Source organism: Nocardia exalbida NBRC 100660, assembly GCF_000308575.1.
GTDB classification, from domain to species: domain Bacteria; phylum Actinomycetota; class Actinomycetes; order Mycobacteriales; family Mycobacteriaceae; genus Nocardia; species Nocardia exalbida.
The window spans coordinates 1-15,357 of sequence record NZ_BAFZ01000161.1 but is presented as its reverse complement, the minus strand read 5'-3'; the positions used below and the strand labels follow the sequence as shown (position 1 = coordinate 15,357).

Genomic DNA, 15,357 nt, shown 5'->3' with positions numbered 1-15,357 from the left:
ATTCAGCCGACCCGGACCGTGGAGTACATCGACCTCACAGCCGCCGAGGATCAGTCATGAACCGCGACGATGCCCCCGCCCTCCTGCGCGAACGCTTCGTCGTTGAAATCGGCATTCGGCAAGCGTGGCCGTACGTGACATTCGCCGATGGTCGTGACGGAGCATCTCCGCAGGAAGTCCGCCTCTACATCGATAGCAGTTTCACCGTGATACCGGACCCCGCTGTCCTGGGCTCAGGGGAAGAGGACGACGAAAAACTCAGGCTGCTACGCCTGGCCGATGTACTCAACCTGACCGTTCACGACGTCACCGTCGATGACGACGGGAGCTTGATGGTGAGTTTTCACGACAACGTCTGCTTGCGTGTGTCCGGGCACGGTTCACTCTGGACTACACACGACGTCTGGTGGCTCGACTCGTACCCTGTCGGATAACAGCCGAGACGGTCACCACCTGCACGGCTGACCCGAGCCGGTTGTAGTCGCGGCGCCGCCCGGATCAGGGCGGCATGGGTCCTCGGGGCGGCGATCGGGTCGACGCCGAGCAGGGGTTCGAGAGGCGTTGTGCCGTACCGGCTCACAGGAAGTTCGCTGTCGCGGCATTCCCAACAGTGGCGAACTTTTGGCTATCGATCGACCTATGCTGCTCGATGACCGACGGATCGGGGTCGCGCGCGGGAGCGGACGGCCGGCCCGTTTGTGAGGACTACGTGTTGGACAGGCGATGACGCGACTCGTGCACTTCGTGGGCAGCTTGCCCGCACCGTTGACGACCGATGACCGCGAGGTGCTGGAATGGTTCGTCGAGCGCAGCCGAGGCCACCGGCTTACCGGCGTTCCACGGGATCTGGATCCCACGTGGGTCGTGGAGTACCTGCGCGCGCGGGAGAAACACGACGACGTCTTCGAAGTCGTGCGCAGCGGTGACTTCGCCGACTACGCCGACATGCGCGTCTACGGCATTCGCCGGGGCGCCGTCCTCGAACCCCGGCACGTGGCGATGGACCGGGTCGATCGCATCGCCGCGGCCGTCACCGCCTTCCGCGCACTGCGTGATAGGCAACCCGAACTGGCCGACACCAGATTGCAGATCAGTCAACCTAATCCGCTCGACCTGGCCCTTTTCGTGTTCGGCGGCGCTGCGGTGGCCGACGGCCTCCCGCTCGGGCGCGCGCTGCGTCACCTTCGCACGGTGACTCCCGCGCTGCGCAACCTGCCGGTCTTCGTCGAGGCCGCGCTGGCCGAAATGGCCCAGCTCACAGCGGATCACGGTGATCTGATCACCTGGCAGGTGGAGTCGCCGATCGCTCAGCTCGCGCTGGTGAAAGCGGCGCGGTTCGGTATGCGGGCGCCGATCGGCCGTCTCGTCGCACGACAGTTGGCCGGCTTCCTCGCGCGGACGCACGCTATCGGCGCACAGACCATCGTGCACCTTTGCTACGGCGACTACCGGCACAAAGAGCTTCTCGCCCCGCGTGATCTCGCGCCTGCGGTCGAACTCTTGAACGCCCTCGCACGCGAGCTGCGCGCTCGCGCGGTGCCGTTGCCGCCCGCGCACATCCCCTGTGCCTACGGTGCTCATCCGGCCCCGGTGGACCCGGCGTTCTACCGGCCGCTGCGCCGGCTGGACAAGGACTGGCGCGTCATCGCAGGGGTCGTGTCGCCGGAGGGAGCGCAAGACAGTATCCGTAGCCTGTCCATGTTCGAAGCAGCCGCAGGCCGGACCGCATACGGTGTGGCGACGGCATGCGGTCTCGGCCGATGCACCGTCGAGGAGGCCGAGTTGGCCGCTGCCGCGACCGTTGCGACCGCTGACGCCGCCGAGGTGGCGGTAGGCTGACCCGCCCGAGCGGCTGCCATGTTCTCGGCGAACCTCGATCGGAGACTGCACCATGCGCGGTGCGTTCGTCGCTACGGGTTCCGGCCGATCGGTCGGTGATCGGCCAGGAGTCGCCCTCCGAGAAAGTCCAGGACCTGGTGCAGCGCAGCCTGGGTGGGCTGGCCGGGTTCATCGATGAGATGTTCGGTCAGGACCGAATGCGGGCTCAGCACGGCATCGGGATTGGCGTCGGCGTCATCGAGTTCGATGGCTGTGAACGCGTCGCCGAGTTGGTCGCGCAGGAATTCGAACCGTTCGGCGGGCGAACGACGATCGCCGCGGAATCGCAACCCCATGACCGGCAATCCGTCCGCGCAGCGCTCTTTGACGCGGGCCAGGTCGGCGGGGGACAGGTCGATGGAGTACTTCTGCCGGGAGGTGAGTCCGAGGGGCAGTCCGGGCTGGGACAGTACAGGTGCGAGCAATCGGTCGTCGACTGCCATCGCCAGTGCGAATCCGCCGGTGAAGCACATTCCGACCGAGCCGACGCCCGGTCCGCCGCAGCGGTGGTGCTCGTGCTCGACCAGCGCTCGCAGCCACTGCACGACCGGCGAGGTACGTCCGGTCGCGAGCACGACGAACTCTCGGCTGACGCAGATCGGGCCGAACTGTCCGGCAACGTTCGCCAGCGCCGAGGCGAGTCCGTGCGCGGCGGGACTCGGATCTCGGCCGGGAGTGCCGTACAGGTGCGGAACGACCGCCGTGCACCCGATGGCCGCGACTCGCCGCGCGAAGTCGAAGACGTGCGGCGAGATGCCGGGAAATTCCGCCATGACGATCACGGCGGGTCCGGCGCCCTTGCGGAACAGGGTGCGGGTCTTGCCTTCGTAGGTGAAGGCATCGCGCTGGAAGTCGTCGAGAGTGTCATCGGCCATGGTGGGGTCCTCCTCGAAAGTGGACCATCACTATCGACCGGCCGACGTCGCCGGTTATAGGACGAATGTTCCCGCGACGCTCCGCATCGACCGAGGCATCAGCGTGAGCAGTTCGTCATCGACAGCGCGGGCGGGAGTGTGCCGGTGCTGAGCCGATATCCACTGTCGTGGCATTGGACAGTGGCGATGGGCCGGCGTCCCCGAGGCTTGCGCCTGCTGTTGATCGTGCAGTCTCCGGTTCGAAGCGTCCGTCGCGGTCCTGGTTCGATGCCGCGTTACGTTCCAGGGCTTCGGTGAGCTGGTCTTCGAGGATGATGATCCGGCAGGCCGACTCGAGCGGTGTGCCCTGATCGACGAGTTCGCGGGCGCGCGCGGCGATGCGCAGCTGATAGCGGGAGTAGCGGCGGTGCCCACCGGCGGATCGCTGCGGGGTGATCAGTTTCGCCTCGTCCAGGCTGCGCAGGAACGCCTGGGTCGTGCCGAGCAGGTCCGCGGCGCGGCCCATCGTGTAGGCGGGGTAGTCCTCGTCGTCGAACTTCTCGTTCGCGGTCGTGGGTTCAGAAATCGTGGTGCCTCCATGCGACGAGTGCCCCGGTGCCTGATGGCACCGGGGCACTAAGGGGAATTACTAACCATCTTCCGACAAGTATCCGAGCTTCGGTCGCCGCCCGAGCTACACACGCCGGTGGGCGACGCGACGGTAGGCAACTCCTCCTTTCTGTTCACGGGTACTTCATTTCTTCGTGCATCTCACCTTGAATGCCCGGCGGGCGGCGGGACTGCCGAATGTCACAGTCCCGCAGCCGCGCCCGCCGTCTTCACCTTCACGGGCAGTTCGTCATCTCCCGTGCCACTCGAGACTTACTTCTTCGTTCGCCCCACAGAAATTACCCGCACCTACGGTGAATGTCTACTATCGCCACGATAGATTTTCTGGGAGTGTCGTACACCCGCCGCCGCTGACCGGCCGCTCACCCGGTGCCGTCGCCCGGTCCCACTTGAATGCCCACCACGCAGGTGTCGTCGTCGGTGTTGGCGTCACTGTGATCGAGCAGATGGTCCAGGCGGTCTTCCAGGCTTCCGGCGAACTGGGCAGACATGGCGAGCAACCGCTCCACACAGTCGTCCAAGAGCCGGTCGCGGCGCTCGATCAGCCCATCGGTGTAGAGCAGGAAGATGTCGTCCGGCTCCAGCTGGAGTTCGGCTTCCTCGTACGTCGTCTCCGCCACAGCGCCGAGCAGCATCCCGTCAGGGGGAGGCAGGGCGGACGCCCGTCCGGCGCGCACCAGCACCGGCGGCAGGTGACCCGCACGAGCCCATCGCAGTATCCGAGTCTGGGGGTCGTAGAGGCCGCAGATGGCGGTGGCGTAGATGTCGTCGGTCAGGTGATGTGCCACCAGGTTCAACCAGGTCAGCATCTGCCCCGGCTTGGCGCCGGTGGCCGCGAGGCCGCGCAGAGCGTTGCGCAGTACGACCATGCCGGTGGCCGCCTTGATGCCGTGGCCGGTGATGTCGCCGACCGACACCAGGATCTGCTTGGACGGCAGCGTCACCGCGTCGTACCAGTCGCCGCCCACCACATAGTCCTGGTCGGCGGGCTGGTAGCGCACCGCGATGCGCAGACCGAACGCCTCGATGGACGGCTGCGCAGCGGGCATGATCGCCTGCTGGAGTTGCAGCGCCAGCCTGCTCTGTTCGGCGGCCTGCTGTTCGCTGTGCGCGAGGCGGTCTTGGGTGGCCGACAGCGCGACCTCGGTCCAGTGCTGGGCGGAGATGTCCTGGTAGGCGCCACGGATGGCGAGCAGGTGTCCCGCCGTGTCGACCACCGGTTCGGCGATGATCCGAATATGACGGGCGTCGCCGTTCGGCCGGATCAGACGGAACGCCGTGGAGGCCGAGCGACGGTAGCGCAGCAGGGTTCGCAGGAATCCCCGTACCGCTTCCGAGTCGTCGTCGTGGACGTGACTCGGCAGCTGCGCGACCGGGATCGGGTCGGCGGCAGGCTCCAGGCCGTAGAGGGCGTACAGCTGGCTGCTCCAGGTGATTTCGCCGGTGGCCGCGTTCTCCTCGAACCCGCCGACACGTCCTAGGCGCTGAGCGTGTTGCAGCAGCGCCGCCAGCCGCGCCGTCTCGTCCTCCACGCGCCACACCACGAGCACGGCATCCCTGTGACGGCTGATGCTGAGCGCGACCGGGACGGTCAGCGGTACCTGGCCGACCAATTCGGTCAACATCACCCGCTCGGCGCGGTAGGTCTCACCGGTAGCGAAGACGTGCTCGATCCGCTCGAACAACTGGCCCCCGCCCGCGGCCATCGGGTACACCTCGAGCAGCAATGTGCCGTCGATCAGGCCGCGTGGGCGGCCGGCCGGGTCGATGAAGCACCTGTTGACGTGGTGGATACGGAAGTCGGCGAGCGCGCCGTCGCCGTCGAGGTGAGGTAGCAGCACCAGGGCCGGGTCGAACAGGCTGTCGGCCAATAGTACGAGATCGGCGACGTCGGGCAGGACCGGCGAACCCGCGGTGGACAGGTCCGACTCCAGAGTGTGCGCGCACAGCTCTGCCAGCGCCTCGAGTTGCCGGTGTACTCCAGGCGGCTGCGGTTCGAGGGGCTGCGGCCAGCACACCTCCAGCACGCCGATCAACTTGCCGCCGGTGCCGGCGGGGATCGCTGCCCGGCCGCCGTCGCGGTCACCTATCGACGGAATCCCCGATACACGAAGATCCTCGATCCACTGCGCCCGGCGTTCGACCAGCGCCAGCCGCGCCGGGGTCACCACCCCGGGTGGCACGTACCGCCACCGCTCGGCCTCTGGTAGGTCGATGCCGGCGAAACCGGCCAGGGACAGCGATGCGTCGAGGCCCGCCGACCAGATAGCCACTGCCGTGGCACCCAGCGGGGCCAAGGCGTGTTCGAGCACCGATTGCGCGACGTGTTGGGTGTCGCCCGCCGCGAGCAACCCGCTCTCCGCGGTACGCAATCGCACAGCCGCCGAGGACTTCTCCGCTGTCGCGGTACGCAGCAGGAACTCGTCCACCACCGCGCTGACTTTGTCTTGCGCGGCTTGGTTGACCAGATCGACGGCCACCTCCAACGAGGTGACACCCGCTTGCTCGGCCAGGGCGTCGAGCTGCCGCGCCGCCGCGGCGGGCCCACACCGTAGCCGCTCGACCAGCACGCCCTTCGCCATCTCGATCAGCGCTCGACCGTCGGCGGTGGCCTGAGCGCGCTGAATCTCCGTACGCAACCGCTCCACGGTGGCCGCGAGGCGGGTGACGGTGGGCTCCGCGGCCGAGTCTGCGTTCGGTGTCATCGCGGTTGCTGCGCCGGTGGCGTCCGAGTCGGTCATCAGGCGCCCAGCCATTGGTGGATGCATGCGAGCAAGGCGTCGGCGTCGACCGGCTTGGTGACGTAGTCGTTGGCGCCGGAGGCGAGGCTCTTCTCCCGGTCGCCCAGCATGGCCTTGGCCGTCACGGCGATGATCGGCAGGTCTCGATACTGCGGAATCTGACGGATCTTGGCCGTCGCGGCGTAGCCGTCCATCTCGGGCATCATCACGTCCATCAGGACCAGATTCGTCTCCGAGTGCGCGAGGAGCATGTCGATACCCTCGCGCCCGTTCTCGGCGTGCAGCACGGTGACGCCGTGCAGCTCGAGAATGCTGCTGAGCGCGAACAGATTACGGGCGTCGTCGTCGACGATCAGCACCGTGCGACCGGCGAGCTTGCCGTCCGGCCGCTGCGGCGCGGCGATCGGCGACTCCTCGCCACGGACGAGAGGCAGCACGTCGCCGGGCGCCTCGGCGGTGACGTGCAGAGCGATCCGTTCCCGCAGTTCGTCCAGACTGGACAGCAACTCCAACGGCCGGCGCACGGTGCGCTCCTGCAGTAGGCGCTCCTGCTCGGAGTCGAGTCGACGGTTGTTGTGAGCGAGCACCGGGACGTTGCTCATCGCCAGGTCCCCGTCCATCGTCTCCAGCAGCCGCAGCGCGGCGCTATCGGGCATGTCCAGCTCGAGCACCACGCAGTGGAACACCTCGGCGGCCATCGCCGACGCCGCTTCTTGCACACCGATGGCGGTGACGACCTGGACCGGGCCGCGTGGATCGTTGCTGTCGGCGAGGTCGGCCACCGCGCTCTGCGCGACCAGGGACAACAGTCCCTGCGGGCGTTCCTCCACGACCAGCAGTCTGCGGTGCTGCTGCGGTGCTTCGGGAGCGGGGGTGTCTTCGGGGTGGCTACCGGCCTGCTGCGTATCCTCCCTCTCCGGGTGTGACACCTCCTGGAAGTCCGGTCGGGCGACAGGCAGATACAGAGTGAACGTGCTGCCTTTACCGGGGGTGCTCTCGGCGGTGATCGCGCCACCGAGCAGGTAGGCGATCTCACGGCTGATCGACAGGCCGAGGCCGGTGCCACCGTACTTGCGGCTGGTGGTGCCGTCGGCCTGCTGGAACGCGCCGAAAATGGTTTCCAGCTGATTTTCGGTGATGCCGATGCCGGTATCGATCACCCGGAAGGCGAGGGCCGGACCGTGCCGCCGCGCGGCGACGGGCAGTTCAGCCGTCCCCGCCGGCTCGATCCTCAGCTCCACGGACCCGCTCTCGGTGAACTTCACCGCGTTGGACAGCAGGTTGCTCAACACCTGCCGCAACCGCGAGTCGTCGGTGAGCAGATCCGCGGGCAGGCCGGGTGCGGTGGTGACGTGGAAGCCGAGGCTTTTCTGGGTGGTCATCGGCCGGAAGGTGGCCTCCACGTAGTCCAGCAGCTTGCGCAACGGTACGGCTTCGGGTGTGACGTCCATCTTGCCCGCCTCGACCTTGGACAGGTCGAGGATGTCGTTGATGAGCTGAAGCAGGTCCGAGCCCGCCGAGTGGATGATGCCCGCGTATTCGACCTGCTTGGGCGTCAGATTGCGGGTCGGGTTCTGGGCCAGCAGCTGCGCGAGGATGAGCAAGCTGTTCAACGGCGTGCGCAACTCGTGGCTCATGTTGGCCAGGAACTCCGACTTGTACTTCGAAGCCAGCGCGAGCTGCTGGGCGCGGGTCTCCAGCTCTTGGCGCGCCTGTTCGATCTCGAGGTTCTTGGCCTCGATGTCGCGGTTCTGGGTCGCCAGCAGCGCCGCTTTCTCCTCCAATTCGGCGTTGGACCGCTGCAACTCCTCCTGCTGCACCTGCAGTTCCTCCGAGCGAGCTTGCAGTTCGGTGGCCAGGCGTTGCGATTCGACCAGCAGTTCGTCGGTGCGGGCGTTGGCGATGATGGTGTTGACATTGACGCCGACCGTCTCCATCAACTGGTCGAGGAAATCCTGGTGAATGCGGGTGAAGCGGTGCAGCGAGCCCAGCTCGATCACGCCGAGCACCTGGTCCTCCACCACGATCGGCAGCACGAGGAGGTTGACCGGCGCGGTCCGTCCCAGCCCGGAGGAGATGGTGAGGTAGTCGCCGGGCACGTTGTCCACGGCGATCGTGCGGCGGCTGCGCGCCGCCTGCCCGACCAGCGACTGACCGAAGGTGAACCGAGACCGGCTGCCCGGCTCCTCCGGGCTGCCGTAGGAGCCGATCAGCCTCAGCTCCGGCCGCTCGGCCGTGTCGTCGGCCAGATAGAACGCACCGAACTGCGCGGAGACCAACGGTGCCAGCTCCGCCATGATCAGCTCGGCCACCACGTGCAGGTCGCGCTGGCCCTGCATGAGTCCGGAGATGCGAGCGAGGTTGGTCTTCAACCAGTCCTGATCCTGGTTGGCCTTGGTGGTCTCTCGGAGCGACTCCACCATGGAGTTGATGTTGTCTTTCAGTTCCGCGACCTCGCCGGACGCCTCGACGGTGATGGAGCGGGTCAGGTCGCCTTCGGCGACGGCGCTGGTGACCGCGGCGATCGCGCGGACCTGACGGGTCAGGTTGCCGGCCAGCTCGTTGACGTTCTCGGTCAGCCGCTTCCAGGTCCCCGAGACGCCCTCCACCTCGGCCTGCCCGCCCAGCCGGCCCTCCGACCCCACCTCACGGGCCACGCGGGTGACCTCGGCCGCGAACGCGGAGAGCTGGTCGACCATCGTGTTGATCGTGGTTTTCAACGCGAGGATCTCGCCGCGCGCGTCCACGTCGATTTTGCGGGTCAGGTCTCCCTGCGCGACCGCGGTGGTGACCTGGGCGATGTTGCGCACCTGGTTGGTCAGGTTGTTCGCCATGGAGTTGACGTTGTCGGTGAGGTCTTTCCACGTTCCCGCCACGTTCGGAACGCGGGCCTGGCCGCCGAGCATGCCCTCGGTGCCGACCTCGCGCGCGACGCGGGTGACCTCGTCGGCGAACGCGGACAACGTATCGACCATCGTGTTGATCACGCCGGCCAGCGCCGCGACCTCGCCCTTCGCCTCCACGGTGATCTTCTGGCTCAGGTCACCACGGGCCACCGCCGTGGCGACCTGGGCGATCGAGCGCACCTGACCGGTCAGGTTCGAGGCCATCACATTGACGTTGTCGGTGAGGTCCTTCCAGGTACCCGACACGCCACGCACGGTGGCCTGGCCGCCGAGGTTGCCCTCGGTGCCGACCTCCCGGGCGACGCGGGTGACCTCGTCGGCGAACGCGGAGAGCTGGTCGACCATCGTGTTGATGGTTTCCTTGAGTTCCAGGATCTCCCCGCGCGCGTCGACCCGGATCTTCTGGGTCAGATCGCCGCGGGCGACCGCCGTGGTCACCTCGGCGATCGACCGCACCTGCGCCGTCAGGTTGTCGGCCATCACGTTGACCGACTCGGTGAGGTCCTTCCACGTGCCGGAGACGCCCTTGACGTCGGCCTGGCCACCCAACCGGCCCTCGGTGCCCACTTCGCGCGCAACGCGGGTGACCTCGTCGGCGAACGCGGAGAGCTGGTCGACCATCGTGTTGATGGTGTTCTTCAACTCGAGGATCTCGCCGCGCGCGTCCACCGTGATGTTCTGGCTCAGGTCGCCGCGCGCGACGGCGGTGGCGACCTGGGCGATCGACCGCACCTGTGCGGTCAGGTTGCCCGCCATGAAGTTGACCGAGTCGGTGAGGTCCCGCCACGTGCCCGAGACGCCCTTGACGTCCGCTTGACCGCCGAGGATGCCCTCGGTGCCCACCTCGCGGGACACACGGGTGACTTCGTCGGCGAACGAGGACAGCTGATCGACCATCGTGTTGATGGTGTTCTTCAACTCCAGAATCTCGCCGCGCGCGCTGACGGTGATCTTCTGGCTCAGATCGCCGCGCGCGACCGCGGTCGTCACCTGGGCGATGTTGCGGACCTGGTCTGTCAGGTTGCCCGCCATGAAGTTCACCGAGGCGGTGAGGTCGCGCCACACGCCGCCGACGCCTGGCACCTCGGCCTGGCCGCCCAGCCGGCCCTCCGAGCCCACCTCGCGGGCGACCCGCGTCACCTCGTCCGCGAAGGCGGACAGCTGGTCGACCATCGTGTTGACCGTGTTCTTCAGCTCGAGGATCTCCCCGCGCGCGTCCACGTCGATCTTCTGTGACAGGTCTCCGCGGGCCACGGCTGTCGCGACCTGAGCGATATCACGCACCTGGCTGGTCAGGTTGCCTGCCATCGCGTTCACCGAATCGGTCAGGTCCTTCCAGGTCCCGGACACGCCGGGCACCTCGGCTTGGCCGCCCAGCCGCCCGTCCGTGCCGACCTCGCGCGCGACGCGGGTGACCTCGGAGGTGAACAGTGACAGCTGGTCCACCATGCCGTTGAACACCGTCGCGATCTCACCGAGCAACCCGTCGGCGTCCGTCGGCAGCCTGGTCCGGAAATCGCCGTCGCGCACCGCGGTCAATCCGGCGAGCAGTTGATGCAGCTCGCCTTGGTCGGGGGCCGCAGCGTCCTGCTTCGGCGCAGTGTGGACGGTCGCCGCCGCTGTGTCCGTCATTGCCATCCTCGCTCTGGTCCACCGGTTCGAAACTGGAAATCCAGCCGGTCCGAGTGGGAACCCCGCTCGCCGATACCCGTGGCCGACGAGTCACCGACCCACGGCTGGGCCGGCGGTTCCCGGCGGTAACACTACGTTCCTCCAACACGAGTCCGCGACACTATCCATCCGTCTTCGGCGGCCTTCAACCGAGCCGCTCGTCCGGCCCGGCTCTCGTACTGCTCCACCGTGGAGATTGCGCTGCGCGCTTGCCGGACATCCTGTCCGATTCGGTGATGGGCGCGCCCACTCCGTTGAATCGACATATTTCGAATCGTTCTGGACGACGGTGGCGGTGATGCCCGAGACGGCATGCGGGCGCGAGCGGACTGTTGATTGGTGGCACTTCAACATTGCGGCCTGGTGAGAAGCGCCGCCGGTGTGGCTTGCTATCTGGACCAATCAGTCTCTGCTGGAATGGCTTTCGAGCATTCGCAGAGCATGGATAGACTCCCACTCGGTTCAGCGAGTCCCGGCTGATACCTGGGCCACGAATTACCGGGCGTGCATGAAACCCGGGGATGCGAAGGAGACATTCATGCCCGGACCGGAGTTTGCGACTCTGCGTGAACAGGTGGCCGCGCTACAGGCCAAGACCATCTCCGCCACCGAACTGCTCGAGCTGACCATCGGGCGGATCGAAAAATTCGACGACAAGGTCAACGCCGTTGTGGTGCGGGATTTCGACCGCGCCCGCGCCGCCGCGAAGCAGGCCGACGCAGCGCTGGCGCGCGGTGAGCAGGCACCGCTACTCGGCGTTCCGGTGGCGGTGAAGGAATCCTTCAACATTGCAGGCCTGCCGACCACGTGGGGATTCCCCGACGCGAAGGATTGGCAGCCCGACGAGGACGCGGCGCTGGTGTCACGGGTCAAGGCCGCAGGCGGGGTGGTCATCGGCAAGACCAATGTGCCGCGGGCTCTGCACGACTGGCAGTCCTACAACGACATCTACGGCACAACCAACAACCCGTGGGACTTGGCGCGCTCGCCCGGCGGGTCATCCGGCGGCTCCTCCGCCGCGCTCGCGGCAGGGTATGTCTCGCTCGCGCTCGGCTCCGACATCGGCGGATCGCTGCGAGTACCAGCGCATTTTTGCGGCATCTTCGCTCACAAGCCGTCACGGACACTGCTTCCCGGTCGCGGAAACACGCCACCTCGCACGCCCGCGCTGCCGGCTCCGCAAGACCTCGCCGTGGTCGGGCCGATGACGCGCAGCGCCGCCGACCTGACGATGGCGACCCTGCTACTCGCCGGCCCCGACGAGGTGGAGGCGGTCGCATACCAACTGGCGCTGCCACCGCCGCGCAGCGACGAGTTCGACAACTTCCGGGTGCTGGTCGTCGACACTCATCCGCTGTTGCCGACGTCGACCGTCGTCCGTGACGGTTTCGACCGCATCGCGCGAGGACTCGAGAAGGCCGGTGCCGCAGTCGCCCGGCACAGCGCGCTGCTGCCCGACCTCACCCTGACGGCGCACACCTACCTGACACTGCTGATGTCGCAGTTCGGCGCGGACGCGCCGGTCGAGACCTATCGCACGCTCCAGGCCGCCGTCGCCGATATTCCGCCGAACACCGACACCACGGAGGCGGTCATCGGCCGAGCGTTCGTGGCCAGCCACGGCGACTGGATCAGGGCGGACCGGGTTCGCATCGGCCTCGCCGACAAGTGGCGACGCCTGTTCGACGAATTCGACGTGGTGCTGTGCCCGATCACGCCGACACCGGCCTTCCCCCACGACCATTCGGACATGAACACCCGCACGACCGAGATCGACGGCACCACATACCCCTACAACTACCACCTCGTTTGGGCGAGTATCGCGACGCTGATCGGGCTACCGTCAACCGCGGCACCGATCGGGCGTTCACCCGAAGGGCTGCCCTACGGCATGCAGATCATCGGCCCCTATCTCGAAGACCGCACCACGTTGCGGTTCGCGGAGTTGATCGAGCAGGAGTTCGGCGGATTCAGCCCACCGCCGGGTTTCGCCTAGGAGAGACGGACACGGCCTGCGAGTTCGTCCCGATGACCGCCGATGAGTTTCGAGCGCCGAGGAGGTCTACCAGGTCATGAGGAGATTGATCTACGGGTTCGGCGTGTCCCTGGACGGCTACATCAACGACCGCGACGGCAGCATCGACTGGAGCAACCCGGACGAGGAGCTGCACCAGTTCCACAACGACCGCTACCGCCAGATCGAGATCTCGCTACACGGCCGTCGCCTGTACGAGCTGATGGCCGAGTACTGGCCGCAACTGCCCGAGGACGCGTCGCGCATCGAGCGTGAGTTCGGCAGGCTCTGGACGGAGAAGCCGAAGGTCGTCTTCTCCCGGACGCTGACCGAGGTGCACTGGAACAGCACGCTGGTCAGTGAGAACGCGGTCGAGGAGGTCCGCAGGCTCAAGGCCGGCGGCGATGGCGTGATGGAAGTCGGTGGCGCCTGCCTGGCGGCCTCGCTGATGCCGCACGGGCTCATCGACGAGTACCAGCTGTTTCTCTCGCCGGTGGCGCTCGGCGGCGGCACACCGATGTTCCCCGCGCTGGACAAGCGCATTCGGCTCCGATTGGCCGAGACGAGGCACTTCGACACCGTGGTGATGCTGCGCTATCTCGTCGAGTGAGGTCCGTCGAGCACTGCGAAAGGCTGTGGTCGCGATCACGCGGCGCGGATCGGTCCTGTCCGGTTGTCGGCGCGCCCGCTGCAACGAATCGCTCGCTTGGCGAACGCGCCTCGCGCGAGACAGGAGGCGCTCGTTCGGTCTCTCGGCCGCGCTGTCAGGTCGCGATGCGGGCTTGGATGCCGTCGAGGAGGAACTCGAGGCCGGTGCGGAAGGTTTGGTCGGCATCCAGGTGGGCGGCATCGCGTACGACGGTGGCGAGCGCGGGGAAGCGGCCTGTTGCGAAAGTCCGCTCCAGATAGGGTCCGAAGGCGGCCTGCCACTGCCGCTTGTCCATCCCGGTGGCCCGCTCGGCGCGCCGCTCGGTGATCTCCCGGCGCACAGCGCCGATCACGTATGCATTGACCGCGTCGACCACCGGCATGACGGTGTCCACGTCGACGCCGCCCATCGCGGCCACCACAGCCTCCCCCCTGGCCAGCGCGTGCGGGCCGAGCTGGGGCCGTCCACCGATCAGGTCGGCGAACCATTCATGCTGGTGAGCGGCTTGTCGGGTGGTTTCGGCGACGGAGCGCAGCACCTCTCGCCAACCGTCTCCGACCGGCCGGATCTCGGCGTAGACGGCATCGACCATCAGGTCGAGCAATTCGTCCTTGGTGGCGATGTAGCTGTAGAGCCGCATCGGCCCCACGTCCAGTGCGGCGGCGACCTTGCGTAGCGACACCGCCGCCAAGCCGTCGGCGTCGGCCAGTCGGATCGCTGCTCGTACGATCCGCTTCCGGCTCAGCGGAGCAGGCACCGGTCGATCCGGCGGCTCCGGCCTCTCCCAGACCAGCATGCCGCTGACAATACATCGCCCGTTTCGATACAGTGTATTGGGCAATGCAGTGTATCGAAGGAGCGACCATGACCATCACCATCGTCGGAGCCGGACTCGGCGGCCTGACCCTCGCCAGAATGCTGCACGTGAACGGCATCGACGCTGTCGTGTATGAACGTGAATCGTCACGCGGCGCGCGTGGTCAGGGCGGCATGCTCGACATCCACTCCGGCCAGCGGGCGCTGCGCGAGGCCGGTCTGATCGACCAGTTCCTGGCGATCGCCCGTGGTGAAGGCCAGGACATGCGTCTTCTCGACCCGGACGGCACCTTGCTGCTCCAGGAGGACACCCCCGACGATGCCCCGCTCGATCGACCCGAGGTCGACCGCGCCGATCTACGCAACCTGCTGCTGGACTCGCTTCCCGAAGGCATGGTGCGCTGGGGATACGCGTTCGAATCTGCCGACAACGGCCTGGTGCGCTTCGCCGACGGCAGCACTGCGACGTATGACCTGCTGGTCGGTGCGGACGGCGCGCAGTCCCGGGTTCGCGCGCTGCTCACCGACGCCCGCCCGGCGCACATCGGCCAGAACGTCGTCGAACTCGGCATTCCCGACATCGACCGCACGCACCCCGACCTCGCGGCGATGGTCGGGCGCGGCAACTACTGGGTGCTCGGCAACGGACTATCCCTGGCGGCGCAGCGCAACGGCGACGGACGCGTTCGCATCGGCCTGAGTTTCTACAACACCGCCGAGGACTGGTTCGCTACCAGCGGGATCCCGTTCGACGACCCGGCCGCCGCCAGAGCCCGGCTGATCGACCTGCTCCCCGGCTGGGACGCACGGTTCACCGCGCTGATCGCGGCCTGCGACGACACGGTCGTGCCGCGGTCGATCACCGCTCTTCCGGCCGGTCTGACCTGGCCGTCGAGGCCGGACGTCACGCTGCTCGGCGATGCCGCGCACCTGATGCCGCCGGTGGGAGAGGGCGCCAACATGGCGCTGCTCGACGGCGCCCTGCTCGGCCTCGCGCTGGCCGCGCACCCGGACGACTTTCCCGCCGCCATCGAAGAATACGAACGCGAGATGTTCGAACGCAGCAGCGCGGCCGCCCGGATGTCCGCGGACATGCAGGAATTGCTGATGTCACCGGACGCCGCACAGAAGGTGCTGGCGTTCTTCCAACCCGGCTGAAATGTCACACGGTTCGTGAAGTCGACTGCCACCGGGCAGC

10 protein-coding genes are annotated in these 15,357 nt (G+C 67.3%); 5 read left to right on the top strand and 5 right to left on the bottom strand.

Features of this window, described 5'->3' with window-relative positions; all coding sequences use genetic code 11:
* The first annotated feature begins 56 nt into the window (after positions 1-56).
* The gene (locus ON29_RS31435; RefSeq protein ID WP_040871845.1) at positions 57-434 is read left to right on the top strand and encodes a hypothetical protein; all 378 of its coding nucleotides are present in this window, start codon (positions 57-59) and stop codon (positions 432-434) included.
* 289 nt (positions 435-723) lie between these two features.
* Complete coding sequence (locus ON29_RS31430; RefSeq protein ID WP_040871844.1) at positions 724-1,839, top strand: hypothetical protein; 1,116 nt, start codon at positions 724-726, stop codon at positions 1,837-1,839.
* Between the two features lie 71 nt (positions 1,840-1,910).
* Here the strand turns inward: ON29_RS31430 and ON29_RS31425 are convergent, their stop codons facing one another.
* The 4 genes from ON29_RS31425 to ON29_RS31410 form a co-directional block, all read right to left on the bottom strand.
* A complete protein-coding gene (locus ON29_RS31425; protein ID WP_040871843.1) occupies positions 1,911-2,753 on the bottom strand; it encodes a dienelactone hydrolase family protein in 843 nt (280 codons plus the stop codon).
* A gap of 115 nt (positions 2,754-2,868) precedes the next feature.
* Positions 2,869-3,258, bottom strand: a complete 390-nt coding sequence (locus tag ON29_RS37900) for a helix-turn-helix domain-containing protein (protein WP_083864197.1) — start codon at positions 3,256-3,258, stop codon at positions 2,869-2,871.
* Between the two features lie 466 nt (positions 3,259-3,724).
* A complete protein-coding gene (locus ON29_RS31415) occupies positions 3,725-6,067 on the bottom strand; it encodes a SpoIIE family protein phosphatase (RefSeq protein WP_217999362.1) in 2,343 nt (780 codons plus the stop codon).
* 35 nt (positions 6,068-6,102) lie between these two features.
* Positions 6,103-10,641: a HAMP domain-containing hybrid sensor histidine kinase/response regulator gene (locus tag ON29_RS31410; protein WP_040871842.1), complete on the bottom strand. Its 4,539-nt coding sequence runs from the start codon at positions 10,639-10,641 to the stop codon at positions 6,103-6,105.
* Between the two features lie 577 nt (positions 10,642-11,218).
* Between ON29_RS31410 and ON29_RS31405 the strand changes: the two genes are divergently transcribed.
* Entirely contained in the window at positions 11,219-12,676 is a 1,458-nt protein-coding gene (locus ON29_RS31405; RefSeq protein ID WP_040871875.1) for an amidase, read from the top strand.
* A gap of 76 nt (positions 12,677-12,752) precedes the next feature.
* Positions 12,753-13,304 (top strand): dihydrofolate reductase family protein, encoded by a 552-nt coding sequence (locus ON29_RS31400; protein WP_040871841.1) that lies wholly within the window; start codon positions 12,753-12,755, stop codon positions 13,302-13,304.
* 154 nt (positions 13,305-13,458) lie between these two features.
* Here ON29_RS31400 and ON29_RS31395 read toward each other — a convergent pair whose 3' ends face one another.
* The gene (locus ON29_RS31395) at positions 13,459-14,139 is read right to left on the bottom strand and encodes a TetR/AcrR family transcriptional regulator (protein WP_040871840.1); all 681 of its coding nucleotides are present in this window, start codon (positions 14,137-14,139) and stop codon (positions 13,459-13,461) included.
* 68 nt (positions 14,140-14,207) lie between these two features.
* On the opposite strand from ON29_RS31395, the gene ON29_RS31390 reads away from it, so the two are divergent.
* On the top strand, positions 14,208-15,317 hold the full coding sequence (locus ON29_RS31390) for an FAD-dependent oxidoreductase (RefSeq protein WP_040871874.1): 1,110 nt from the start codon (positions 14,208-14,210) through the stop codon (positions 15,315-15,317).
* The last annotated feature ends 40 nt before the right edge of the window (positions 15,318-15,357 follow it).

Coding starts and splice junctions, on each gene's coding strand:
- ON29_RS31435 (WP_040871845.1), top strand. CDS start 57: ATGAACCGCGACGATGCCCCCGCCCTCCTGCGCGAACGCTTCGTCGTT.
- ON29_RS31430 (WP_040871844.1), top strand. CDS start 724: ATGACGCGACTCGTGCACTTCGTGGGCAGCTTGCCCGCACCGTTGACG.
- ON29_RS31425 (WP_040871843.1), bottom strand. CDS start 2,753: ATGGCCGATGACACTCTCGACGACTTCCAGCGCGATGCCTTCACCTAC.
- ON29_RS37900 (WP_083864197.1), bottom strand. CDS start 3,258: ATGGGCCGCGCCGCGGACCTGCTCGGCACGACCCAGGCGTTCCTGCGC.
- ON29_RS31415 (WP_217999362.1), bottom strand. CDS start 6,067: ATGACACCGAACGCAGACTCGGCCGCGGAGCCCACCGTCACCCGCCTC.
- ON29_RS31410 (WP_040871842.1), bottom strand. CDS start 10,641: ATGACGGACACAGCGGCGGCGACCGTCCACACTGCGCCGAAGCAGGAC.
- ON29_RS31405 (WP_040871875.1), top strand. CDS start 11,219: ATGCCCGGACCGGAGTTTGCGACTCTGCGTGAACAGGTGGCCGCGCTA.
- ON29_RS31400 (WP_040871841.1), top strand. CDS start 12,753: ATGAGGAGATTGATCTACGGGTTCGGCGTGTCCCTGGACGGCTACATC.
- ON29_RS31395 (WP_040871840.1), bottom strand. CDS start 14,139: ATGCTGGTCTGGGAGAGGCCGGAGCCGCCGGATCGACCGGTGCCTGCT.
- ON29_RS31390 (WP_040871874.1), top strand. CDS start 14,208: ATGACCATCACCATCGTCGGAGCCGGACTCGGCGGCCTGACCCTCGCC.